The sequence below is a fragment of the Flavobacterium sp. Arc3 genome, from assembly GCF_041431375.1.
GTDB lineage: Bacteria > Bacteroidota > Bacteroidia > Flavobacteriales > Flavobacteriaceae > Flavobacterium.
The window spans coordinates 144,675-170,077 of sequence record NZ_JASMRI010000010.1; the positions used below are offsets into that span (position 1 = coordinate 144,675).

22 protein-coding genes are annotated in these 25,403 nt (G+C 33.1%); 16 read left to right on the plus strand and 6 right to left on the minus strand.

The window, feature by feature from the left end; all coding sequences use genetic code 11:
* The coding region (locus tag QO200_RS09420; RefSeq protein ID WP_371539055.1) for a hypothetical protein at nucleotides 1-233 on the plus strand (233 nt) is incomplete at its 5' end.
* 54 nt (nucleotides 234-287) lie between these two features.
* On the opposite strand, the gene QO200_RS09425 is transcribed toward QO200_RS09420, so the two are convergent.
* Nucleotides 288-833 carry a type 1 glutamine amidotransferase domain-containing protein gene (locus QO200_RS09425; protein WP_371539057.1) on the minus strand — a complete coding sequence of 182 codons (546 nt, stop codon included), beginning with the start codon at nucleotides 831-833 and terminating at the stop codon, nucleotides 288-290.
* A gap of 132 nt (nucleotides 834-965) precedes the next feature.
* On the minus strand, nucleotides 966-1,538 hold the full coding sequence (locus QO200_RS09430; protein WP_371539059.1) for a DUF1543 domain-containing protein: 573 nt from the start codon (nucleotides 1,536-1,538) through the stop codon (nucleotides 966-968).
* An 85-nt stretch (nucleotides 1,539-1,623) separates the two neighbouring features.
* On the opposite strand from QO200_RS09430, the gene QO200_RS09435 reads away from it, so the two are divergent.
* Together QO200_RS09435 and QO200_RS09440 are read left to right on the plus strand one after the other, a co-directional pair.
* The gene (locus QO200_RS09435; RefSeq protein ID WP_371539062.1) at nucleotides 1,624-2,121 is read left to right on the plus strand and encodes a hypothetical protein; all 498 of its coding nucleotides are present in this window, start codon (nucleotides 1,624-1,626) and stop codon (nucleotides 2,119-2,121) included.
* A gap of 197 nt (nucleotides 2,122-2,318) precedes the next feature.
* Nucleotides 2,319-2,831, plus strand: a complete 513-nt coding sequence (locus QO200_RS09440; protein ID WP_371539064.1) for a hypothetical protein — start codon at nucleotides 2,319-2,321, stop codon at nucleotides 2,829-2,831.
* A gap of 104 nt (nucleotides 2,832-2,935) precedes the next feature.
* Here the strand turns inward: QO200_RS09440 and QO200_RS09445 are convergent, their stop codons facing one another.
* Nucleotides 2,936-3,892 (minus strand): TerC/Alx family metal homeostasis membrane protein, encoded by a 957-nt coding sequence (locus QO200_RS09445; RefSeq protein WP_371539066.1) that lies wholly within the window; start codon nucleotides 3,890-3,892, stop codon nucleotides 2,936-2,938.
* A gap of 294 nt (nucleotides 3,893-4,186) precedes the next feature.
* Here QO200_RS09445 and QO200_RS09450 point away from each other — a divergent pair, with 294 nt between their 5' ends.
* The 12 genes from QO200_RS09450 (at nucleotide 4,187) to QO200_RS09505 (ending at nucleotide 17,416) form a co-directional block, all read left to right on the plus strand.
* Nucleotides 4,187-6,376 (plus strand): glutamine synthetase III, encoded by a 2,190-nt coding sequence (locus tag QO200_RS09450; RefSeq protein ID WP_371539069.1) that lies wholly within the window; start codon nucleotides 4,187-4,189, stop codon nucleotides 6,374-6,376.
* Nucleotides 6,377-7,063: 687 nt separating this feature from the next.
* A complete protein-coding gene (locus QO200_RS09455; RefSeq protein ID WP_371539072.1) occupies nucleotides 7,064-7,906 on the plus strand; it encodes a hypothetical protein in 843 nt (280 codons plus the stop codon).
* Between the two features lie 71 nt (nucleotides 7,907-7,977).
* Nucleotides 7,978-8,511, plus strand: a complete 534-nt coding sequence (locus tag QO200_RS09460; RefSeq protein WP_371539076.1) for a hypothetical protein — start codon at nucleotides 7,978-7,980, stop codon at nucleotides 8,509-8,511.
* A 1,242-nt stretch (nucleotides 8,512-9,753) separates the two neighbouring features.
* Nucleotides 9,754-10,614: a hypothetical protein gene (locus tag QO200_RS09465; RefSeq protein ID WP_371539079.1), complete on the plus strand. Its 861-nt coding sequence runs from the start codon at nucleotides 9,754-9,756 to the stop codon at nucleotides 10,612-10,614.
* A 189-nt stretch (nucleotides 10,615-10,803) separates the two neighbouring features.
* Nucleotides 10,804-11,217 carry a hypothetical protein gene (locus QO200_RS09470; RefSeq protein ID WP_371539080.1) on the plus strand — a complete coding sequence of 138 codons (414 nt, stop codon included), beginning with the start codon at nucleotides 10,804-10,806 and terminating at the stop codon, nucleotides 11,215-11,217.
* A gap of 32 nt (nucleotides 11,218-11,249) precedes the next feature.
* Nucleotides 11,250-11,549 (plus strand): CsgE family curli-type amyloid fiber assembly protein, encoded by a 300-nt coding sequence (locus QO200_RS09475; protein WP_371539083.1) that lies wholly within the window; start codon nucleotides 11,250-11,252, stop codon nucleotides 11,547-11,549.
* 15 nt (nucleotides 11,550-11,564) lie between these two features.
* Nucleotides 11,565-11,969, plus strand: coding sequence for a curli production assembly/transport component CsgF (locus QO200_RS09480; RefSeq protein ID WP_371539086.1), 405 nt, complete (start codon nucleotides 11,565-11,567; stop codon nucleotides 11,967-11,969).
* 2 nt (nucleotides 11,970-11,971) lie between these two features.
* A complete protein-coding gene (locus QO200_RS09485) occupies nucleotides 11,972-13,330 on the plus strand; it encodes a CsgG/HfaB family protein (protein ID WP_371539089.1) in 1,359 nt (452 codons plus the stop codon).
* Nucleotides 13,331-13,395: 65 nt separating this feature from the next.
* Nucleotides 13,396-14,892 (plus strand): carboxypeptidase regulatory-like domain-containing protein, encoded by a 1,497-nt coding sequence (locus tag QO200_RS09490; protein WP_371539092.1) that lies wholly within the window; start codon nucleotides 13,396-13,398, stop codon nucleotides 14,890-14,892.
* A gap of 186 nt (nucleotides 14,893-15,078) precedes the next feature.
* Nucleotides 15,079-16,257: an AIR synthase related protein gene (locus QO200_RS09495; RefSeq protein ID WP_371539118.1), complete on the plus strand. Its 1,179-nt coding sequence runs from the start codon at nucleotides 15,079-15,081 to the stop codon at nucleotides 16,255-16,257.
* 105 nt (nucleotides 16,258-16,362) lie between these two features.
* Nucleotides 16,363-16,725: a hypothetical protein gene (locus QO200_RS09500; RefSeq protein WP_371539094.1), complete on the plus strand. Its 363-nt coding sequence runs from the start codon at nucleotides 16,363-16,365 to the stop codon at nucleotides 16,723-16,725.
* A gap of 82 nt (nucleotides 16,726-16,807) precedes the next feature.
* Nucleotides 16,808-17,416, plus strand: coding sequence for a GNAT family N-acetyltransferase (locus QO200_RS09505; protein WP_371539095.1), 609 nt, complete (start codon nucleotides 16,808-16,810; stop codon nucleotides 17,414-17,416).
* On the opposite strand, the gene QO200_RS09510 is transcribed toward QO200_RS09505, so the two are convergent.
* The 3 genes from QO200_RS09510 to QO200_RS09520 all read right to left on the minus strand — a co-directional run bounded on the left by QO200_RS09510 (nucleotide 17,413) and on the right by QO200_RS09520 (nucleotide 24,314).
* Complete coding sequence (locus tag QO200_RS09510; RefSeq protein WP_371539097.1) at nucleotides 17,413-19,278, minus strand: PAS domain-containing protein; 1,866 nt, start codon at nucleotides 19,276-19,278, stop codon at nucleotides 17,413-17,415. The genes QO200_RS09505 and QO200_RS09510 overlap by 4 nt on opposite strands.
* Before the next feature lie 278 nt (nucleotides 19,279-19,556).
* Nucleotides 19,557-21,446, minus strand: a complete 1,890-nt coding sequence (locus QO200_RS09515; protein ID WP_371539099.1) for a heavy metal translocating P-type ATPase — start codon at nucleotides 21,444-21,446, stop codon at nucleotides 19,557-19,559.
* A 24-nt stretch (nucleotides 21,447-21,470) separates the two neighbouring features.
* The gene (locus tag QO200_RS09520) at nucleotides 21,471-24,314 is read right to left on the minus strand and encodes a M16 family metallopeptidase (protein WP_371539101.1); all 2,844 of its coding nucleotides are present in this window, start codon (nucleotides 24,312-24,314) and stop codon (nucleotides 21,471-21,473) included.
* A gap of 535 nt (nucleotides 24,315-24,849) precedes the next feature.
* Between QO200_RS09520 and QO200_RS09525 the strand changes: the two genes are divergently transcribed.
* Nucleotides 24,850-25,290 carry a hypothetical protein gene (locus QO200_RS09525; RefSeq protein WP_371539104.1) on the plus strand — a complete coding sequence of 147 codons (441 nt, stop codon included), beginning with the start codon at nucleotides 24,850-24,852 and terminating at the stop codon, nucleotides 25,288-25,290.
* The last annotated feature ends 113 nt before the right edge of the window (nucleotides 25,291-25,403 follow it).

Here is a 25,403-nt window from a genome sequence, read left to right on the forward strand (position 1 = left end):
AATTAGAAAAGAGTGCCTTGCTTTTGCAAAAAAAGTGTGTGAATCGCTTATCCCGATTTTTATCGGGATCTGTTCAAGAGAAAGCCTTCCGTTTATGGAAGGCTTTCTCATTTCTACTGCTTACTACTATTGAGCTAACATATATCTACTACTTTGAAGGAGGTTTTGCTGCCAAGAAAAACGGGACACATGGTCCTTTATCAGTATACCTAGAAATAGCGTTTGAAAAGTGATTTAAATAAAAAAAATGCGGAAAATATTTTCTGCATTTTTTTTATTTATAAAGATTAAACTACTTGCTGGTGTTTCCCTTCTTTAATTTCTTCTACTAATTTTTTATTGAATGCTGGTAAGTCATTAGGATTTCTACTCGTAACTAATCCTTGATCTACAACAACTTCTTGATCATGCCAATTTGCTCCAGCATTGATTAAATCAACCTTTATAGAAGGATAGGAAGTCATTGTTCGTCCTTTAACTAGTCCAGCGCTAATTAAAATTTGTGGACCGTGGCAAATTGACGCAACAGGCTTTCCAGCTTTAAAAAAATCTTTTATAAAAGCCAAAGCATTTTCATTTGTTCTTAATTTATCTGGATTAATAACTCCCCCAGGTAGAACTAAAGCATCATAATCAGTAGCTTTAACATTTTTTAATTCTTGATCAACTTTATAATCTTTTCCCCAGTCAGTAGAAGCCCATGATTTTATGCTTCCGCTTTCTGGACTCACGATTTCGGCTCTCCAACCTTGTTTTTCTAAATATTCTTTAGGTGAGCTTAACTCAACTTCTTCAAATCCGTTTGTTGCTAAAATAGCTATTCTCTTTTCCATAATTTTGTAAATTTAATCTCTTAGTACCATAAAATTACAAATTATAGTAAGGAGCAATTCATAAATAGGTATTAAAATAAACATAATTTTGTTCAAGCTGTTTTGATAAAACACGTCCTTTAATGAAATAATTTACTTAATTCCGGATATTTTTAAGTACCCAATATGCAAAACGTCTTCTTGTAGTTTCGTTTCTGACTTGGTTATTTTTATGGAATATTTTTCTTTGAGCTGACTATTCAAGATGTCAGTTACCTTATAAATGTCGTCAATATCGATTCCGTATTTATCGTCGATATGCGAGACGCCAGCACCCTTAAAGCCACAATGCTTGTAAAATGTGGTTCTTCTCGACTTCTTGGAGGCGAGTCCTATAGATGTAGCAACGGTTAGCATTTTGTAATGGTACTCTTCAAACTCATTTTCCTTATAACCACCTAAGTTGATAAAAAATAAATGGTCTAAATTAGTGTTTTCAACGGTTTCTTTAGGTATAATTTCAATCGAAAAATTGTCCACGACTGAGACTTCTCGCCAGGCATCGATATGGATTCTTCCTTTGGCCTCGGGCCAAAAAGCTTTCATTTCTGGGATCAAATCTTTTAGGGACGCTCCAATTCCAAAGAAAATATCATGTTGTTCCGTAAGTCGCCCAGCCGGCGTACAGCCTAGCATAACCATGTGTAATTTTAGTTTTTTTTCCATGTTTCAATGCTGTGTTTTTTTTACAATATAAATTTTGGCATAGTTAATGAATATACGAAAATAAGAAACCCTAAAAAATAAAAACATGAAAAAAATAATTACATTTGTAGCCATTGCTGGCTTGTTCACTTTACAAAGTTGCACAACATCAGGAACTTTTGAAATTGAGCCAATTGCGAGAACTGAAGTTTTTGAAATAACGACTTCGTTCAATTCGAATAATAGCTTCAGTAGACTGGTAGCATTTAGTCCGCCAATTTATTCTTCGGATGTGGTTTTGACGTACAGACTATCTGGATCTAACTCACAAGGAGATATATGGGAATTATTGCCGGAAACCTACTATTATAATAATGGTGCATTAGATTTTGGTTTTAGATATGATTATACAAATCGTGATGTAAATATTTATATGGTTGGAAATGATTTACAGTCTGTGTCTACAAATTTTAGAGTCAACCAGGTAATTAGAATTGTGGTCGTACCAGCTAATTATGCTAAATCAGTGAATAAAAATAGTTACTCTGACGTTATTACGGCCTTGAATTTAAAAGACAACCAGATTCAGAAAATTGATCTTTAATAATTAAATTTATAGTAAAAAAGGGAGCTGCAATGTTCCCTTTTTTATTGGTCAAAAATAAAAGGTAAATAGTTTTTTTTGTAGTTGGAGTGAGTGTTTTGTGTCTATTTACTTGATTATTAATGGTTTAATGTTTAAATTTGGTATAGTTAATGAAATGTAAATAGTAATAAGAGAACCATTTAAAAAAGATAGTTATGAAAAAGATTAGTACAATTTTAGCGATTATTGGAATGATTTTCATTTCAAGTTGTGAAGGACCTCAGGGCGAACCTGGCTTTGATGGACAGGATGGGTTACTGGGAGAAGTTTTTGAACTTAAAAATGTCAATTTTAATTACAATGCTACAGACGGTTACTCTATTTATCGAGTATTAGATCCTCTGATATTTGCTTCGGATGTTGTACTGATTTATAGAATGAGTGGGACAATAGATGCTAACACTCCAGTGTGGCAACTTATTCCAAGAACTCTCTTTCTATCTGAAGGTGAGTTAGATTATGATTTTGATTTTAGCAAAGAGGATTTTACAATTTATGCAGCAGGTGATTATGATTTAAGTACAACGCCGTCATACATAAGCAATCAAACTTTTCGTATTGTAATTGTGCCTGGTAGTTTTTCTACTTCAATTAATAAAAATAATTACGCGGATGTGATAGCGGCCTTAAATATAAAGGAAAGTCAAATTCAGAATATTAGTTTTTAATATTGTGAATATTGCAAATAAAAAAAGGAAATCTCGCGATTTCCTTTTTTTATTTGCAATATGTTTCTTCATAAGGCATGGGGCCATAAATTGTATTTTCGTGTTTAGTTTTCTTCAGTAGTTTCTCGTTTGCTCATATATAACGAGACTGCAATTCCTGCTAAAAGAGAAATGGCAATAAAAACTAATGAAGCCCACTCTGGAATTTCAATAAGTTCGTGGAGTATCATTTTAAGGCCTACGAAACTTAATATAGCAATAAGGCTAAATTCTAAATAGCTGAACTTTTCAATCATATTAGCCAAAAAGAAATACATGGATCGCAATCCTAATATGGCAAAAATGTTAGAGCTAAATACTAAGAAGGGATCGCTTGTAATAGCTAGAATTGCGGGAACGCTATCAATGGCAAATACAACATCCATAACTTCAATAATTACCAATGCAACGAATAAGGGTGTTGCAGCGGTGATATGTCTTCTTTTTACAAAAAAATGTTCTTTATCGATATGGTTTGAAATAGGAATTACCTTTTTTAAACTTTTATATACAAATGATTTTTTAGGTTCAAATTTTTCTTCTCCGTTTGAAAACAACATTTTCATTGCTGTGAAAATCAGGAAGAAGCCAAAGAGATAAGTAGCCCAAAAGAATTTATGGATTAATAAAACACCAAAAGAGATCATTAAACCCCTAAAAACGATGGCGCCTAGTATACCCCAGAATAAAACCCTGTGTTGGTATTTTTGTGGAATCTTAAAAGCCGAAAAGATAATAGCTATCACAAATATATTATCGACGCTAAGAGATAATTCTATTAAATATCCAGTAATGAATTTTATCGATGCGGCAAGAGGTTTTAGTCCGTCTGGGTTAGAAATATAATTGTTAGCATATATCCAGTAAATAACCCCAGAAAAGAGAAAAGACAGTGTTACCCAAATTACGGTCCACTTAGTAGCCTCTTTTGTGCTAATAATATGGGGTGTTTTATTGAAGACACCTAAATCTAATGCTAGGATTATAAAAACGATAATAAAGAAAGAAATCCAGACAATCATAAATCGAGTTGTTTTATAGATTTACAAAGATACTTTTTGATTGCTAACTGTGAAATTTATTCTTATAAAGTTGAATCTTAAAGGTAAAAAGAGGCTTATTGTTTAGCTGAAATGTCAATTTGGAGATTTACGGGCTTAAAATTAATATGTTGTCAGTATTAAAGGTTTTTTTTACGAAAAACATAATTTAATTGGTTTTACCCTAAAAAATTAGAGGTAAAATTTTATAAAAACATTATTTGAATTATATTTGCACCTCAATAATAGGGGTTTAATTTTTTAAATATAATTTTTATGTCAACAATACGTTTCCAAGCTTTGAGAGAAGCATCAACAAGAAAGCCAATTAAATTTGAAGAGTCTGGTAAAAAATCAATTCTTTTCGGTTCAAATGTATTTAATGATAAAGCAATGAAGCAATATTTGACTTCAGACGCTTTTAAAGGAGTTCAAGGTGCAGTACAGCATGGAACTAAAATAGACAGAAAATTAGCGGACTATATTGCAATGGGTATGAAGGAGTGGGCCTTGTCTAAAGGAGTAACTCATTACACACACTGGTTTCAACCATTGACTGGAGCTACTGCTGAAAAACATGATGCTTTCTTTGAAACTTCATATGATGGTGGTGATCCAGTAGAAAAATTTGGAGGAGCACAATTAGTGCAACAAGAGCCAGATGCATCTAGTTTTCCTAACGGAGGAATTAGAAATACTTTTGAAGCGAGAGGATATACAGCTTGGGATCCTACGTCTCCAGCATTCATATTTGGAACTACATTATGTATTCCAACGGTTTTTATCTCTTACACAGGAGAAGCTTTAGATTATAAAACACCTTTGTTACGTGCCTTACAGGTTATGGATGAAGCTGCTACTGAGGTATGTAAATATTTTGATAAAAATGTAAAGAAAGTTACTGCAACCCTAGGATGGGAGCAAGAATATTTCTTGATAGATAGAGCATTGGCACTTTCTCGTCCAGATCTTATGATGACTGGAAGAACTTTGTTAGGTCATACATCTGCAAAAGGGCAACAATTGGATGATCATTATTTTGGTTCAATTCCTACCCGTGCACTTACTTATATGAGAGATCTAGAGCAAGAATGTATGTTACTTGGAATACCAGTAAAAACACGTCACAATGAAGTAGCTCCAAATCAATTTGAGTTGGCACCTATTTTCGAAGAAACAAACCTTGCTGTAGATCACAATTGTTTGTTGATGGATGTGATGGAGAAAGTAGCAGAGCGTCATGATTTGAAAGTGTTATTTCATGAAAAACCATTTAAAGGAGTAAACGGTTCAGGGAAACATAATAACTGGTCATTAGCAACAGATACAGGCGTAAACTTGTTGAGTCCAAGTAAAACGCCAATGAGCAATTTGCAGTTTTTGACTTTCTTTATCAATACTATAAAAGCAGTACATGACCATGAATCTTTGTTAAGAGGTGCTATTGCAACTGCAGGTAATGACCATAGGTTAGGTGCAAATGAAGCGCCACCGGCTATTATCTCTGTATTTATTGGAGAACAATTGACTAAAGTTTTAGCTGAATTAGAAGGCGTAACAGCAGGGAAATTATCTCCAGAAGAAAAAACAGATTTAAAATTGAATGTTGTAGGTAAAATTCCAGACGTTCTTTTGGATAATACAGACAGAAACAGAACTTCACCATTTGCTTTTACAGGAAATAAATTTGAGTTCAGAGCAGTAGGTTCTAATTCTAATTGTTCTAATTCAATGACTACATTAAATGCTATCGTTGCAAAACAATTGAGAGATTTCAAGAAAGAAGTAGATGCTTTAATTGAGTCGAAAGACATGAAGAAAGACGATGCGATTTTCAATGTTTTGAGAGAATACATCAAGCATTCTAAAAAAATCCTTTTTGAAGGAGACGGTTACAGTGAAGCATGGGAAATAGAAGCAGGGAAAAGAGGATTGAGTAACTTTAAAACGACTCCCCTGGCATTGAAAGCTAGAGCATCTAAACAAGCCTTAGATTTGTTTTCTGATTTAGGAATCATGAATCATATTGAGGTTGAAGCACGTTACGAAATTGAATTAGAAGAGTATACTAAGAAAATTCAAATTGAAGGTAGAGTATTAGGTGATATAGCAACAAACCACGTAATTCCAACTGCTATTCGTTACCAAAATACTTTGATTGAAAATGTGAGCGGGTTGAAAAATATCTTTGGAGCTGACTTTGAAAATGTGGCTAAAGAGCAAATTGTTTTAATCAAAAGCATTTCTAAACATATCGAAGGGATCAATTCTAAAGTACTTGAGATGACTAACGAAAGAAAGAAAGCGAATGTGTTGACTGATGGTCAAGAAATGGCTGAAGCATACTGTGATAACGTAAAACCGTATTTTGAAGTGATTCGTGAGCATTGTGATAAATTAGAGCTATTAGTTGATAATGAACTATGGACTTTAACTAAATACAGAGAATTGTTGTTTACAAAATAGTAAGCAAACAGTCTTAAGATTGAAAATGCCTATCCGTTTTGGATAGGCATTTTTTTATGGTATAAATCCTGTAGAACAAAAAAAATATTATTCTTGGCTAAAAATACTTTCGTGGAGTAGAAGTTTTGATTAGGGCAATGGTATAGCGAATAAAGATTATAGCCGGTATAAAGTGCCTTATATTATTATAGGTTTAAAATACATTAATAGTGCTGTAAAATTATGCACTTGTGTTACTTGATTTCGTCATAGATTCCTTTATTGGATTAGTATATTAAATGACTTTATGATGCGATTAATTTTTGAGCGCTTTTGTATTTGTAATTATAGTTTAGTTAGTTTAGTTAGTTTTTTATAATTGAATTCTTATTAAATGGTCGAATAAATAGCATTTATATTTAAAAAGGTAATGACGTAATTTTTTTCTTATACTAATATGAGGAAAATAATGTAGTTCACCGTAAAAGTCTTGCGTTTCATCGAAAACATGACTATATCAGTGAAAAGCAGGTGTTTATACTGGTTTTTTTCGAGAAATGTTTTCTATCTTTGAAATGTAATAATCAAATAAGGGGTATGTATTTATACTAAAAACCTTGTTATTTATTATGAAGAAGAGGATTCCCAAATCACTTTTTTAAAACCTACATGATAACTTGTATTAATAACCAATTAAATATATTTATTATGAAAAATGTTTTTTTAAGTATCTCCGCGATGCTATTAGTAGGTTCAGTAGCTACGGCTCAAGTAAACACATCTGATGTGAATCAAGTTGGGAATTTGGACGTCTCAATTGTAGATCAAAACGGTCACAATAATGCATCTGATGTTGATCAATTAGGGGACCGTAATACGTCTGAAGTTTATCAAGGAATTCGACCTGGCCTTTTTGATGCACTAAGAAATTCTGCAGTTGTAATGCAAAATGGTAATGACAATGGGGCTTTTATTTCTCAAAGTAATCAGGATAATGAAGCTTTTCAAACTCAAACGGGTAATAAAAATACCGCTACTATTTGGCAAGATCAAATTGTAGGAGCACCACAAGCGACACGTGGTTCTGATTGGGCAACACAAGAGCAAACGGGTAATCTTAATGTTGCGACAATCGATCAAGGAACAAGTGGTAATGAAAAACCAGTAGCACCTTCTGTTTTTAGTAGTGCTCAATTGGCAGCTGTAGCAGCTGTTCCAGTTCCCGTTTCACCTAATTATAATAACGATGCGCTTCAAGTTCAAAATGGTAATGGTAATACAGCTTATGCTAGCCAAGGTGGAGTTGAAAATCACTCTTTTCAGTATCAAACGTCTCCAGGTGCTATAGGAAATACTTCTAACCATTATCAATATGGAAGAGAAAACACAGCAACTACAACTCAAAATGGGACTATGTTATTAGATAATACTATGCAAATAGGAAATTTAAATACAGCAACTGTTACACAAAATGGTAATGGTCATGAAAGTATTGCTTATTCAAAAGGAAATAACAATTCAATTACTGTAACTCAAAATAACGGAATGTAATATTTTGAGAATATAACAAAATGAGATAGTTATTATGGCTATCTCATTTTTTTAATTTAACAATAAATAAAATGAAAACTCTTTTTTTAAATTTTGTACTTCTTATATTTTGTACTCAGTTTCTGTTTTCTCAGGATAGAGATGAAAATTCGTTGGTTAAAAACTATAGTTCTTCTGTTTTTGATAAAAAAGAAGCTGCTTTAAGTGTGCTTTCATCTTCAGCTAAAAATGAAAACACTAAAGATGCTTATTTAAACAATCAAAATTCAGGCGTTTCTATTCAGCAAATTGGCGATTATAATTATGCATTAATTGATGTAAAATCTAAAATATCGAATATTTCGTTAAATCAGTATGGTGATAATAATCAATACTCATTAGTTAAAGAGGCTAAAAATATTTTTGTCGATGTTAGTCAAAAGGGAAACAATAGTAAAATTGAGGATTATTCCTTCAGGACAAATTATGATGTGAACACCCAAATGATTCAGAATGGAAGCAATCAAAATATAAAAAGTATAGGAACTAATTCAATATCAAAAGATATGAAAGTCTCACAAACTGGTAATGGTGCTTCTGTTATTATTTTAAACAAGTTAAATTAAAAATAGAATTAGTAAATAGAGGTTTTAGTATTATACTTTCGTTTCTTGTTATATATGTGTAAGTTCATAATGCCCATTTCAAAAAATTAGTACGGGAAAAATGGAAATAGAAAAAAGTGTAAATACTATTACTATTATAGGAATAGTAATAGTAGAAAATCAAACTGATGTTATTAAAAGTGCATCGTTTAAATTATCTTTTTTTACGGGTCAAAAAAGGTATAGGTGAATAAAAATTATATATTAAACAACAAGAAAACATCTTTGTAGATGTTTTTTATGCGTTATAGTGTCTATGTTTTGAGAATAAATGTGATTCGGATAGAATAGGTAATTGCAATAATGAAACCTCAGGTCATTATTTATTAAATGATTTCTAGATAATTTGGTTTGCTATTTTTATTCGTAGGATCTTTTCTAGTTTTTTTTCTAAAATTAAGAGTACTTAAAGCAACTTAATTAGTTTTATTTTCATGTTTTTCGTTTAAAATAATCTCATCTTCAATCCTGAATAAATATCAGTTTAAGACCAATGTTTGTTACTCTTTTTATTTAAAATGATTGATTGTTCGAATTCAGTTTTTTTTCAGTCTCAATTTTGATTCTTTTTTCTCTGCTACAATAAGCTGTCTTACGAGTAGCGCCTTCTATTTATTTAAGGGCTTTAATTTAGTCTCAAGCTTGATGATCTTTTGTTATGGTTTGTTTGCGATAATTGTAGTTTTTTTTAATAAAACTAACTTCTTTAAGGATTAAATAAATAATTGATTTGTTCCTGAATATTATTCTTAGGACAAATTGAGATAGTTGAAAATCCTCCTTGTTTTATTTTATGGAGTCCTTGTAACTGCCAAGGCAGAGAATAGTATTTTATTGTGATTTTGATAATGAGTTCTTGGGGTATTTTCGTAATTTTTTTTATGAATCAGGCTATTTCTTTGTGCGAATTTTATTGTCAAATTGAATTGAGTCTCTCCATAGCTGCATAGGTTGAAAAAATATATGTAGGTCATCGTCAAAGTCTTGCGTTTTATCGAAAATAGCTATTTTCCTGTAAAACAAGTCTTTAATATTGGGGTGTTTTCGATATATTTTTTATATATTTGAGATGTAGTAGTCAAATAAGAGTTGTTTTTTAGTACTAAAAATCTTGTTATTTGTTATGATGAAAAAGAGGTTCCCAAATCACTTTTTTAAACCTACATAATAGTTTGTATTAATAACCAATTAAATATATTTATTATGAAAAAAGTTTTTTTAAGCATCTCCGCGATGTTATTAGTAGGTTCGGTTGGGATGGCTCAGGTAAACATGTCAGATGTGAATCAAGTTGGGAATTTGGACGTCTCAATTGTTAAACAACAGGGTCACAATAATGAATCAGATGTTGATCAATTAGGGGATCGTAATACGTCTGAAGTTTATCAAGGGATTAAACCTTCTAAAGCTAATAAACCTGTTGCTTATGATGCACTAAGAAATTCTGCAGTTGTAATGCAAATTGGTAACGACAATGGTGCCTTTATTTCTCAAAATAATAAAGACAATGAGGCATTTCAAACTCAAACGGGTAATAAAAATAAAGCTAAGATTTGGCAGGACCAAGTTAAAGGAGCACCACAAGCTACCCGTGGATCTGATTGGGCAACACAAGTTCAAACGGGTAACCTTAATGTTGCGACGATTGATCAAGGAACAAATGGTAACGAAAAACCAAAAGTAGGGTCTGTTTTTAGTTCTACTCAATTGGCCGCTGTAGCCGCAGTTCCAGTTCCGGTATCACCAAATTATAATAACGATGCGATTCAAACTCAAAATGGTAATGGTAATACCGCTTATGCTAGTCAAGGTGGGGTTCAAAATCACTCAGTTCAGAATCAAACGTCTCCGGGTGCTATAGGAAATACTTCTAACCATTATCAATATGGAACGGAAAACACAGCAACTACAACTCAAAATGGGACTATGTTATTAGATAATACTTTGCAAATAGGGAAATATAATACTGCAACAGTTATGCAAACTGGTAATGGTCATGAAAGTATTGCTTATTCAAAAGGAAATAACAATTCAATTACTGTTACTCAAAATAACGGAATGTAATATTTTGAGAATAAAACAAAATGAGATAGTTTTTATGGCTATCTCATTTTTTTTAATTAAGTATTTCTTTCATATTCAGTTTACTTAGGATAAGAGAGGGATATTGTCTAGTTAAAAGTTTTAGTTCTTCTGTTTTTAATAAAAAAGAAGCTGCTATAATTATTTTAAATAAATTAAATAAATTTTAAAATGCAATTAGTAAATAGATATTTTAGTATAATTCTTTTGTTTGTTAGTACATTTTTTTATGCCCAAAATCCCATACCTCAAGATGAAGTAAGGGCTAAAATTGAGATTGAAAAAAGTGAGGGCAATATTAAAATTACAGGAACTGCAGAAAATCAAACAGATATTACAAAAAGCGCATCTTATAAATTATCTGTAATAAAAAACAATCACGCAAATAATAATAACTCCACAAATGCTCAGGAAGGAGTTTTTATTTTAAAGCCAAATGAACTAATAAAATTGTCAACTACTCAGGTTAATATTGCTAGTGATGACGAAGTAATTATATTATTAATATTTTTTAATGAGGACAAACAGATTATTAGTAAAGACCGTTTAGTTTTAGGCGAAGAAAAAAAAAAGAACAGCAGATAACGACCTTAGCTGTACCAGATGATAGTTTTGTTATGAGAGGTATTATAACTGATGATACTAAAACAAGAGTAGGTAAAGATTTTTATGATAAATATTACTATAAATATAATGATATTGGAATAAACGCAAAGGACATTGTTGTAATAGGAGAAGAATATAGTTTTGCTAGGAATACAAAAATAACTATTACAATTGAAAATGAGATTATATATGAGTTTATCGTAAGGCCTGACGACGAATTCTTAGAAGCGGTTTCTGATGAAGCAATAAGCAGAACCTATTATTACTTAAAAGAAAAAGAAAAACAAAGCAAATATTTCACTCAGTATTAATTTTATTCTTTTATTATGAAATTCATCTATTTTTCATTGATTTTATTTTTATTTTCATTTACTATTAAAGCACAAGCTTTAGTATATAAGCCAGTTAATCCAGCTTTTGGCGGGGATACTTTCAATTATCAATGGTTAATGAGTAGCGCAGAGAATCAAAATAAATTTAAAGAAAAAACAAGCGAAACTGAAACTAAAACGGATTTAGAGCAGTTTAAGGCTAGTTTAAATTCACAATTATTAAGTCAAGTATCTAGCTTACTTTATAAGCAACAATTTGGAACAGATGGTCTTTCGGAGGGTTCTTATACATTTGGGAGTTATGCTATAGATGTTTATCCTACTTCGAATGGTCTGTCGATAAATATACTCGATACTACCACAGGTGAGCAAACACAAGTAATAATCCCAAATAAATAATTATGAGAATTCTAACCTACTTTTTTTTACTCTTATTTCTTTCCAGTTGTGGAGCATTTTATAATCAGCCAACTGGAATCGAAAAAGCAATTATAGGAGAAGGCACTCCTGCAACTTCTCTGTTAAAAGATTTGCCTGAGCCTAAACAGCAGATTGTTGTTGGTGTTTACAAGTTCAGGGACCAAACAGGACAATATAAAGCAGTAGAAAACGGAAGCAGTTTTAGTACAGCAGTAACCCAGGGTGCTACTTCAATACTTATAAAAGCACTAGAGGATTCCAAATGGTTTATTCCAATTGAAAGAGAGAATATTGGTAATTTATTACAGGAACGAAACCTAATTCGTTCTACTCGCCAAGAATATAATAAAAATGCTAATCCTAATGAACCACAGTTAACGCCTCTTTTATATGCTGGAGTACTATTAGAAGGCGGAATTGTGTCATACGATTCAAACATAATTACAGGTGGTTTTGGTGCGCGTTATTTTGGTGCAGGTGGTTCGGTAAAATATCGTCAAGATCGTGTGACTATCTATTTGAGAATGGTATCGACTTCTAATGGTAAAATTCTTAAATCTGTTTATATATCTAAAACTATTTTATCACAAGCTATTGATGAAAGTTTATTTCGCTATGTCAACTTCAAACGGCTTTTAGAAGTAGAAACAGGTTATACTACAAATGAACCAATTCATATGGCAGTAACTGAAGCAATTGAAAAAGCTGTAGAATCAATGGTTTTAGGAGGGATTGAAGAAGGAATTTGGGAAGCAAATATTCCTCAGCCAGAGATTGATTCTTTGTTAAAAAAGTACAACAAAGAAAATCAAGATGCTGGTGTTGCAACAATTTATGGAAGAAAACTCGAACAAAGAAGGTCTAAATTTGCAATAGAAGTAAGTGGAGGTGCGACTTTGATGGATGGTGATTATGGAAATTCAGAAATCAGACCAATGGCACGTGGAGCCTTAAAGTATTTTTTCACTCCTGGTTTTAATTTAAGCGCCTCAACAAATGTTTTTAAACTAGCTAATAAATATGTTTTTGATGGCGGATATGCGACATTAGATCTTAATGCAGAGTTGATTTTGTTGCCAAAAGATAAATTAACACCTTATATTTTTGCTGGAGCAGGTTATGGGTTTAATTCAAAATTTGATAATACTCATACCAAAATTCAGTATGGACTTGGTTTGGAATACATGGCTTCAGATAATATAGGAATTAAAATGTTTGGAGAGCATAATCTCAATTTTAGCGATAATATTGATTATATAGAAAGAGGAGTTCGGGATGATTATTATTATCGTTTTGGTTTAGGTCTAACGTACTATTTTTCAAATAAAAAAAATCGTTAGATAATAAAGGTAATACTAATACCAAAAACAAATAGTCTTAGTTCATAAATAATATTAATTCCATAATGATGAAAAATATTTATCTTAAAATCAGTTTTGTTCTTCTAGTTTTGATGTCTTCTTGTAGTGAAGAAAAGATTGCTGGTGAAGAATATGGCACAGTAGAAGGAAAGGTAGTTAGTGCTTTGACTTTTTTACCTTTGGCAAACGTAAAAGTGTTTTCGAGTCCAAATTCAAGCATTGTTTTTACAGATGAGGAAGGAAAGTTTGTTGTTCCCAATGTCAAAGTTGGGGATTACTCTTTTGAAGCTCAAAAGGATGGTTATATTACTACGTATGAGGCTGCTACTGTAAATAGTGGTAAATCGACTAATTTAGTTTTTGAGCTAAAATTATCAACTACTAATAATAAGGCACCAACGGCACCTGTCCTTGTGACACCTGCTGATAATGCAATTAATCAAACTCTAGAATTAAAATTGACTTGGACAGCTACAGATACTGAAAAAGATAGCTTAAAGTATGAAGTTACATTAAGAAAAGATAGTAGTAATGATGTTGTAGTTTATTCAGATATTTCTAAACCTAACTATACATTAACGGGATTAACTTATAGCACTAAGTATTATTGGCAGGTTTCAGTATCAGATGGCGTAAATCCTCCAGTTTTAAGCGCCATTCGAACATTTACTACAACAGCTTTTCCAAATGCAAGATTTTTATTTGTTAAAAAAGAAAGCAATAATTACGTGATTTATTCAGGTGATGAGAGTGGAAATGAATTACAATTAACTAATTCGAGTATTAATAGCTGGCGACCAAGAAAAAATAATCAAGTTAAAAAAATCGCATTTATTAGAGCAAGTGGTGCTCAAAATCATATTTACACAATGAATCAAGATGGTTCAGGTGTTCTTAAACTGACTAATTCGGTTCCTATTGCTGGATTTAATTCGGATTTTATTAATTTCTCTTGGAACGCATCTGGAAGCCAAATTATTTATCCTTATTTTGATAAATTATATAGAATTAATAATGACGGTAGCGGTTTGACTAAAATTTATCAAACTGCAAATGGGAAGTTCATATCAGAATGTGATTGGAGTAATGATGGAACAAAAATTGCCTTGAAGGTAAATGATGCTAGCGGTTATAATGCAGAAATTTATGTAATTAATACTGCGGGTTCAATTGTTAATCAGGTTATATCTGGGTCGAGTGGAGCTATTGGAGGTTTAAATTTTTCTGTTAATGCTCAGAAATTAATTTTCACAAAAGACGTGTCAGGTTTTGAAGATGCTAATTATAGACAATTGGACACGAGAGTGTTTCAATATACTTTTAATAGTAACGTAGTTAGTGAGATAGGAATGGAGAAAATATCAGGAACATTAGACTTAGATGTAAGGTATTCTCCAAATGAAGCTGAGTTAATATTAATGAACACTTCTAACGATGGTATATCGGCTAAAAACATTATAAAGTATACTCCCCCCTCACTTAGTGTCGGAAGTTTACGAACAGTTTTGTTTACCAATGCTAGCATGCCGGATTGGGAATGATAAAAATAAACGAGTAAAAATACCCATCTTTAGCGATTTGGGTATTTTTTTTGTTTTCAATTTTTATTAATGCTTCTGCTTCTTACATTAAACACTTCCTAAATGCGAATACACAAAACCCAAAAAAAATATTTATCTTTGCCAAACAACCCAGCTGCCTCAAAGCAGCTTACACAACTACACTACATGAGTTCAGATACTAGTAAACGATATGCACTTCGCGGTGTTTCGGCATCCAAAGAAGATGTGCATAACGCCATAAAAAATATTGACAAAGGATTATTTCCTCAAGCATTTTGTAAAATTGTTCCTGATTATCTTACCCAAGACGAGGAATATTGTTTAATCATGCATGCTGATGGGGCAGGAACAAAATCTTCTCTGGCTTATATGTACTGGAAAGAAACAGGTGATATATCCGTATGGAAAGGGATTGCCCAGGATGCTTTAATCATGAATATTGATGATTTATTGTGCGTTGGAGCAACTGATAATATCTTGTTATCTTCTACTATTGGTAGAAACAAAAACTTGATTACTGCTGATGTAATTTCGGCTATTATCAATGGAACCGAAGAACTGATAAAAGAACTGGATTCCTTTGGCGTGACCATTCATTCAACTGGCGGGGAAACCGCTGATGTGGGTGATATCGTTCGTACCATAATCGTAGATTCTACTGTTACAGCTCGTATGAAACGTTCTAAAGTCATTGACAATGCTAATATCAAAGCAGGGGATGTGATCGTAGGTTTGGCTTCTTTTGGTCAGGCTACTTATGAAAAAAGCTACAATGGCGGAATGGGAAGCAATGGATTAACTTCTGCACGTCACGATGTATTCGGAAAATATTTGGCTACCAAATATCCAGAAAGTTTTGATGCGGCGGTTCCAGAAGACTTAATTTATTCAGGACAAGTAAAATTGACTGATGCCGTAGAGAATTCTCCTATCGATGCCGGACAATTAGTGCTTTCGCCAACCAGAACTTACGCACCTATTATCAAGAAAATTTTAGATCAATATGATGCTACAGTTATTCATGGTATGGTACATTGCAGTGGCGGAGCACAGACAAAAATTCTACATTTCGTAGAAAACCTACACATCATAAAAGATAATTTATTCCCAGTTCCTCCTTTATTTAAATTGATACAGGAACAGTCTAAAACAGATTGGAAAGAAATGTATCAAGTTTTTAACTGTGGACATCGCATGGAATTATACGTTCCTGAACTAGTTGCGCAGGAGATTATCGCTATTTCGCAATCATTCAACGTTGATGCACAAATCGTAGGAAGGGTAGAAGCAGCAGATACTAAAAAATTGACAATCACCAGCGAATACGGAACTTTCGAATATTAATATAATTAGGAGCTATTCCTGCTGTCCGTTGTATCTTTTATCGTCTCGTTAAAAAACGAGACAATAAAAGGATGCCACTTCCATCAGGGCTAAAAACACAATGATATGTACGAATTAATTTTTTGGAAATATTTAGAGGAGGTTTACTTAAACCATCAAGAAGTGTATGAAGCACTCGATGAAGAAACAACTATTGAAGGCTTAGAAGAACTTCCTGTTCAAGTAATTATGAATAGAATAGCTTCTGTATTTTCAAAATGGGAAAAGGTAGATGAAAATAGCTGGAAAAATACCACTGGAGTAGGTGCTTTTCAAGTACTAACAACACCTCAAAGTATACAGATCGATTGCTATGGTACCGAAGGGAAGACAATGGATCAGTTAATGAATATTATGGAAGAATATAAATGTCCATTATATGACCCACAAGTTCCTATGCGCTACGATGAAATGTATTCGCCTGAGTAGTATTATTTTGTAAATAAATAGGAATTCAAATTACACAATCGAAGTAAAAACTACCATAATACTGATATCTGATAATTAGCAAATGAATTTTGATTCTTTCCCTAACTTAATTCTCGAGGATGAAACGGTTTTACTTCGACCGCTTCTAGAAACTGATTTAGATAATTTATTAGATTTTTCAATTAACGAGCCTGATACTTGGAAATATTCTTTGGTACGTGCTAACGGAAAAGAGAATCTAGAAAAATACATTCAAATAGCACTAGCAGCTAGAGAAAGAAAAATAGAGTTTCCATTTATTGTTTTCGATAAAAAATCCGGTAAATATGCTGGTAGTACTCGTTTTTATGATATTAATGTTGCGCACAAAACACTGCAATTAGGATATACTTGGTACGGTGCAGCATATCGAGGAACAGGGTTAAACAAGCACTGTAAGTTTTTATTATTACAATTTGCTTTTGAAACTCTTGAGGTAGAACGTGTCGAGTTTAGAGCGGATAATGATAATAAAAGAAGTATTGCCGCGATGAAAAGTCTCGGCTGTAAGGAAGAAGGGGTACTACGAAATCATATGCCAACTTACAATAGCGATTTGCGACGCGATACTATTATTTTAAGCATCCTTAGAGAAGAGTGGTTTGGGGATGTTAAGCAGCGTCTTGTTGATGCTATAACAGATTTAAACTAATCTCCAAGCTTGGATTCTTTTTCTTTGCCATCTTCTTCTTTTGTATCATTATCTTCTTTTATTTCCTCTTTCTCATCTTCCTCTTTTCTAAAACCAATTAATTGTCGGTATTTTGTTTCTGTTTTTTTTAATTCTTCCTCTAAGTGTTTGTATTTACTAATGTCTTTTATAGTAACAACAGCAGCAACTACGTTGTTATCCTGATCTACTAATGGTCTGCCGCTAATAAGAACTCGTTTTTTTTCGCGTTTAGCAGAGTTCCACAGGACCACATCGATATCATTTGTGATTTCTCCGTTTAATGCTCGTTCCATGGGTAAATTTTGTGAAGGAAAAACAGTCTTTTCATCAGGAAAGTAGAGTTCGAAATGGTCTGAAATATTAGGTGATATAAGATCATCTTCTTCAATTCCAAACATTTCATTTGCATTGTAATTTGCCATGATTACTTTTTTCTGTGCATTTGCAACAATAATACCTTCGCTTATATTCTCTAGAATCAGTCTTAATTTTTGTTCGTTTTCATAAAGTTCATCAATTGCCTGTTGTTGCTCTTGTTCTAATTGTACAAGTGTTGTGATATCTCGAGCGACGGCATACATTAATTCCGTTTTTGAGTCAGCAATGGCAGACCAAACAAGCCATTTAGTAGAGCCGTCTTTACAAATCCACCTATTTTTAAACTCCAGTACTTGGGAGCCATCTCGAATCGTTTCAATTTGCTTTTGGGTACTTTCCTTATCATCAGGATGTACAAAGTGGAGAAAGGGCTGGCTTAAAAGCTCCTTTTCAGAATACCCCAACGTTTTAATCATTGTAGGATTTATTTTTTCAAAATTTTCCCTAGAAGCGATAATCATAATATCTAATGAGATATTGAAAAAATTATCAGCTGCTTTTAATGATTTTTCAATTTCAACCGATTGGGTTACATCAGTGGCAACGGCATACAATAAACCCGTTTTTACGTCAGGAAAGGTAGACCACTGAATCCATTTGATAGATCCGTTTTTACCTATATATCGGTTTTTAAACTGTGTCGTAGTAGCTCCAGTTTCCAGTTTAACCACTTCCCCTTCTGTATTTGTTTTATCTTCTTGATAAACAAAGTTGAGGAAGGGCTGGCTTAATAGCTCTTCTTCAGAATAACCTAGTATTCTAACTGTAGCAGGATTTACTTTAACAAAGTGAGTTGATGAAGCAATAATCATCATTTCTGCCGACATAGTAAAGAATTTATCAGATGCAATTAAAGACTTCTCCATTTCCTTTCTTTCAGTAATATCGGTAGATATCCCTCCGATGGCATAGATTCTTCCAGTTGAATCATATAAAGGGAACTTTACAGCTATGTATGTATGGTCGCCATCTTTTTGCTGTATGGTTTCTTCGGTCTTCAATTCACGTAGTTTTTTTACGACTTCAATATCGGAGTTTCTGTAGGTGTCAGCAACAGTTTCTGGTAAAAAATCAAAGTCTGTTTTTCCTATGATTTCATCATTCGATATTTTAAATAGATCGCCAAATTGTTTGTTGATCAATATATATTCTCCGTTTATTCTTTTTATAAAAATGGGATTGGATGTATTGTCAATAATAGACTGAAGTAATTGCCTGTTGTCGAATAGTGATTTTTGAGATGCTTTTTTAGCTTTTAATTGCGAATGAATAATAAAATAGACAACAATTAATAAAATGATGGATAGTGCAAATAAAGCAACCTCTATCCAATCTAATCTCGCATCCAATGTTTCGTCTCTTTGCTTGTCAAGACGTGAAATGAAAATCCATCCTGAAGCAATGACTACAAGTACATTTATAACAAATCCTAGAAAGATTTTTTTTTCAAACGATATTTTCATTATCTAACATTTTAATTTAATTTTTAAAAAGCTTGATAAGGCAAGGGTTACTTGTCTATCAGTATGAAAGTTAATGAATTATATCCAATTTATTATCTCAAAATTAATTTTTTTAAAGTGAAAGACTACACAAAAAGGATTATCAGTAGATGGTCTACTAAATTTTAATTCTGAAAATTGATTCGGAATTTCTAATTAATTTTTTCTTGTTTTTATCCCCTAAAAACGGAAAGTCAGTTGATAGCTATATTTTTTTTAAGCAAGAGATTAGTTGGCCTTTATTTGTTTTCAAATTTCATCAAGTTTAGGCTCAATAAAATTACAACCAAAGTAACGCCAACATCTGCAGCAATTGCAAAAACCAGATTACTATAGCCCATAAAGGCTAATGCGATAAAAATTACTTTTACCGTGATGGCTCCTATCGTATTGATTTTTATTCTTAGCAAGGTTTTTTTGCTGAGACGAATCAAAAACGGAATAAGGGAAAGTTTATCGTTCATCAAGGCAATATTGGCCGTTTCAATTGCGGTATCGCTCCCAGCAGCTCCCATTGCAATCCCCACGGTACTCAATGCAAGAGCCGGCGCATCGTTTATACCGTCACCCACCATGGCGACGCTACCATATTCTTTTAGTAGGGCACTCATTTCCTCCGATTTGTTTTCTGGAAGCAAGCCTCCAAATACTTTTTTAACACCTACTTTTTTAGCAACATAGTGAGCTGCTTTTTCACTGTCGCCCGTTAGCATTATTAATTCGATATGAAGTGCTTGCAATTCCTTTATAGCAGTAATACTATCCGGTTTAATGGCATCGGTCAAACCAATAATACCAGCTACGCCTTTACCAAAACTGACAACTACACTTGTTTTACCCTCGGAAGCTAATTGTTCGACAATTTTTTCAGCCTCTTCATTTACTTCATGATATTCTCGAATGAATTCAAGTTTGCCTACATAAACAGTTTCATTCTCACAAACTAAACACCTTGCAATAGCTCCTTTCCCCATGATGCTTTTAAAACCTTCGGCTTTATGCGGTTCAAATCCCTCCGCTTTGCTTGCTGTTACGATGGCTTGCGCCAATGGGTGTTCAGAGAAAACTTCTGTTCCAGCAGTACAAGCTAACAATTCTTCGCGGCTAGTTCCGTTTAACGGAAAAACATCGGTAACAATTGGAGTACCATAAGTGATGGTTCTGGTTTTATCTAAGGCAATTGCTTTCACTTGAGCCATGGCCTCGATGTATTTCCCTCCTTTTACCAGAGCCCCTTTTGCGGAAGCATTTCCTATAGCAGCATAGATAGCAACCGGTGTAGAGATTACAAGTGCACATGGACAGGCAATCACTAAGAGCGTAATGGCTTGTTTCAACCACAGATCAAAATCCAAGTGCAGTATGAAAACGGGGACTGCAAAAACCAAAACCGCCATTGCGATTATTGTAGGCGTATAGAATTTAGAAAAGCGTTGGATAAATTTTTGGGTATCACCTCTGGACGCTGCAGCTTCAAATGTCAGCCGAATTATTTTTGCAAAGGTCGTGTCTATGGAAAGGGTTGTAGTTTCCATTTCGATAAAACCATTTTTGTTGAGCGTTCCCGCAAATAAAATATCGCCGTGGCGTTTGTCTTTTGGGATAGGTTCTCCGGTAATTGCTGCTTCATCAACGGTAGTTTCTCCAGATGTTATTTTTCCATCTAATGGAATCATTTCACCTGGTTTTACTTGAATGACAGTCCCTACAGAAACTTTATTTACTGCAATATTTTTATTTTCTAATTTTACAAAAGCGGTTTTTGGGGCTATATTCACTAATTGGTCCAATGCCGATTTTGAGTTCTCAAGACCAATATCCTCCAGACGTTCACCTAAAACGTAAAGGACAATAACAACTGCCGCTTCGGGATATTCGCCTAAATAAAAGGCAGCAACAACAGCAATGGTCATCAGTAAATTAATGCTGCTGAATTTAAGTTTAAAAATTGCTTTTATACCATTCATCAAAACCTCGTGACCTATACCTATAATAAATGCGGCGAAAATATAAGGTGCGTAGGGCATAGGAATGTGTATGCCAATAATCGACAAAATTTCTAAAGTGATAACAATTGTTACGGAAGAAAGTAGAAAGAGAAATTTTTTATCGTCTATTGGCAATTTCATAAGCTGAATTTTATTCTGTTTAGTTTAATTATTAGTTGTCTTTTTATTTAAAAGAACTGGTTCTCCAAAACCAATTTGCTCTAATTTTTTCAATTGAGTTTCTGCATCCCCTACAATTAAATAAATCATCTTGCTGGAGTTTAGATACTTGTCAGAAAGCGCTTTTATATCTGCAATTGTAATGTTTTTTACTGTATTCTCCCTTTGTTTAGCGTAATCAACTGGGAAGTTGTAGTTGCTTATTTCATAAAGCATGTTCAATTTAGAGGCCATTGTTTCAAATTCTCTGGCATTGCTTTTAATCAAATATCCTTTTGTGATATTGAGGTCGTTTTCATTGAAATTAGTACCATATTTTTCGATGATCTCTTTTATTAATCCTACTGATTCATAAGTTACATTTGATCGTACTCCGCTATAAATAGTGAAAGGACCTTTGTTATTCGAACCGTCAAAAGACGAGCCAATTCCATAAGTGTAACCTTTTCCTTCACGCAGTTCTTGCGTAAGCTGTGATGCAAAACTACCTCCTCCTAAACGGTAATTCATAATGTCAGCAGGATAGAAATCTGCGTCTGTGGCAGCAAGCGCTGGATATCCAATTCTTATTACTGATTGTTTTGCACCGGGAACATCGTAGAAATAGATCTTAGAGCTTGCTGGTGCATCTGCAATTTTCATTGTTGGGATAGCAACTTCTTTAGACTTCCAGTTTTTATTTAAAGTAGCTAAAGAACTATTCACCTGCGATTTTGAAACGGCTCCTACAATTTGGAAATTAGTAACAGAAGGTGAAATGTTTTGGTTGTAATACGTTTTTAAATCATCAAGGGTAATGCTGTTAATTGAGTTCTCAGTACCAATTCGATTATTCGATAAAAGTGATTCTTTTCCGTAAATTAATTTTTTGAACTCATTTTTCGCAATACTATTTGGATCCGCCTTTTGCTGTAGCACTTGGCTTAATGTACTTTGTTTTATTAAATCAAATTCTTTAGTATCCCAGCGAGGCTGTAATATAATTTCCTGAACTAATTTTATTGTTTCATTGTAATTCTTTGCCAGTGTGTTTCCAGTAATCATAATGGATTCATCGGTTGCAAATGCGTTAATGGTGGCTCCAAGGCTTTCGATCGCATTTTCTAATTGCTCGGGCGTTTTATTTTGAGTTCCTTTAGTAAGTAACTGTGCTAGCATATTTGAAACACCAATTTTAGCGGGGTTTTCCAGTAACATCCCTCCTTTTATTTGCATTTGAAATTTTACCAACGGCACTTCATAGTTTTCTATTCCTAAGAGTGTTAATCCTGACGGTGATTTTTCTTTCCATACTGTTGGCAGCACAACCTCAGGACTTTCGCCATAGGCAGGTTCGCCACTTCGGTCAAAGCTCGAAGGTGTTTTTTCATAAGTTGCGGCAATACTTGCGTCAAATGATTCTTCTTTACCTTCAATGATTTTTTCTTCAGCGACCTTTGCTAAAGTGGACCCTTCCAAAGCTAAGTTAGCTTCGCCTTTTGGTACAAAACTAGTCGCAATGAAATGTTTGTCTTTTATATATTTTTTATAAACTCGCATCACATCTTCTTTGGTTACAGCAAGGATGTTTTTTACGTCTTGATTAATGAAATCAGGAGTTCCTGCAAAGATTTCATATTGGGCTAACTGAAAGCCTTTTCCTAAAACACTAGATAGTCCGTTGTAAAATGCAGTTTCTTGTCCTGCTTTAATTCGATCTAAATCCTGTTGCGAAATACCATGGCTTTCAAAGTTTTTAAAGGCTTCGTTAATTCCATTCATCACGGTATTCAAATCTGTTTTGTCGAAAGCAACAACATTAAGGATGTACTGTCCTGCTATTTCAGAATTGTATTGTGATAATTCAACTTCATCGGTTAGTTTTTTATCTTCTACCAGTGTTTTGTATAAAGGCGCTTTCTTGCCTTTAGAAAGATAACTGGCCAGAACTTCTAGTGCATAACTATCAGGATGGTATTCGTAAACAGAGGGCCAGGTTAGTGTAAGTTGAGGCAAACGAGCAAAATTATCCTCAAAATAGAATTTTTTAGTTTTAGTCAGGGTTACGGGCTGTTTTTCCATTTTAGGAATAGATTCACCACGTTTAATTTCGCCAAAATATTTTTGCACCCATGCTTTGGCTTGTTTTACATCAAAATCCCCCGCGATGGTTAGCGTTACATTATTAGGAATATACCAGCGGTTGTAAAAATCTTTTACATCTTGAAGAGATGCATTTTGTAAATCTTCTAAAGAACCAATTACTTCCCAATGGTAAGGATGGTTTTCAGGATATAAATTTTTATTGATTATTGCAAAATTATTCCCATAAGGTCTATTGTCGTAGCTCTGTCTTTTTTCGTTTTTTACGACTTGCTTCTCTTTAGCGAGAACTGGATCTGTCACCGTATTAATGAAATAGCCTAGTTTATCGGCTTCTGCCCAAATCATTTTTTCTAAGGCGTCTTTTGGAACAGTTTGAAAGTAATTTGTGCGGTCTCTGCTCGTGGAACCATTGGCACCAGAACCTCCAATACGGGCACTCATTTTATCCAAACCACCTTTTCCTAGATTCTCTGACTCTAAAAATAAAAGATGTTCAAATAAATGGGCAAAACCAGTACGACCGGCTTTTTCTCTTGCTGATCCCACATGGCTAGTTAAGGCAACCGCAACTACGGGGTCAGATCGATCAATATGCATAATGACATGCAGGCCATTGTCTAAGGAGAATTGTTCAAATTCTACTTTGAACTCTTTTGTTTTCGTCGTTTTGGCTTCGTTTTGTGAATAAGAAACTAATACAGTGAATAAGAAAATTGGGAGGTTTAGAAATTGGAGTGATTTCATTTTGAAATTTTAAATTATTGTTATTTATTAAACGGAGTTATTAAAATTAGATTCCAAGGTTGTTAGAATCATCTCTTGTTTTTTTGGTAAAAAAAATGAAGTTGGTGTACTTTTTTAATATCGGGAACTAAGTTAATGAAAAATAGCGTTTCCTGTAATTAATGTAAGATTTTATCTCTTGACATAATGATTATTCTCTTTTCAGTGTATAGTAAAATTTAAAATAATTTAATAGCAGAAGTTTCTATTACTGTTTCTCTTTGCTCATTCTGAAAGATTTTAGAATTAAATAATTCAGGAAATGTTAGATAAGATATGGCTTATTATTAATCGTACTTTTGATAGCGTTTAGAAGATTTTTAATAAAAAGAAGAGAAGTAAGAAGTAATCAAAATTTTTATTCATTTTTATCTTTTGGGAGTTTATTGCTATTGATAGTCTATGCAGTTTAACTTTAATTTTGAAAAGGGAGTTTAATCTTAAAAAAGGAAATACCTTTGTCGTTTAGTTTTAAAAATTTAAATCTTTCTCAATAATGAAAATAAACTTAAAGAACGGAATTGATCAACTCATTTTCGGGATGAAACAAAAGGATGTTACCGCGATATACGGTAAACCGGATAGAAACTATAAGGATGAAGATGACAACGTTATTTTTGCTTATAATACACTTAAAATACGTTTGACATTCTACAAAGAGGAGGACTTTAAACTAGGGTATATGGTAGCTTCTAATCCAAATTTAGAGTTATTCGGACATAAAGTGATTAATAGAAAAATCAGTGAAGTCAAAAAAGAATTGGCTGCAAAAGGAGTAGCCAAATTCACTCAGGAAGAATTTGATACTTTCGAAAACTATTTTAATGAAGATAATTGGATTATCTTTCAAACAGAATTTGATGAGGTTGTAAAAGTGGAAGTAGGTGCAATCATCAATCAAAAAGATGAATTTGACTGGAAGTTTAAGAGCAAATAATAGTTAGAGAACTCTATAAAACAAAAACCCGATACATTTTTAGACTGCCCCCAAAAAGTTAGACACTATTTGGGGGTATTTTTATGGAAAGAAAAGTCAAATATGATTATACA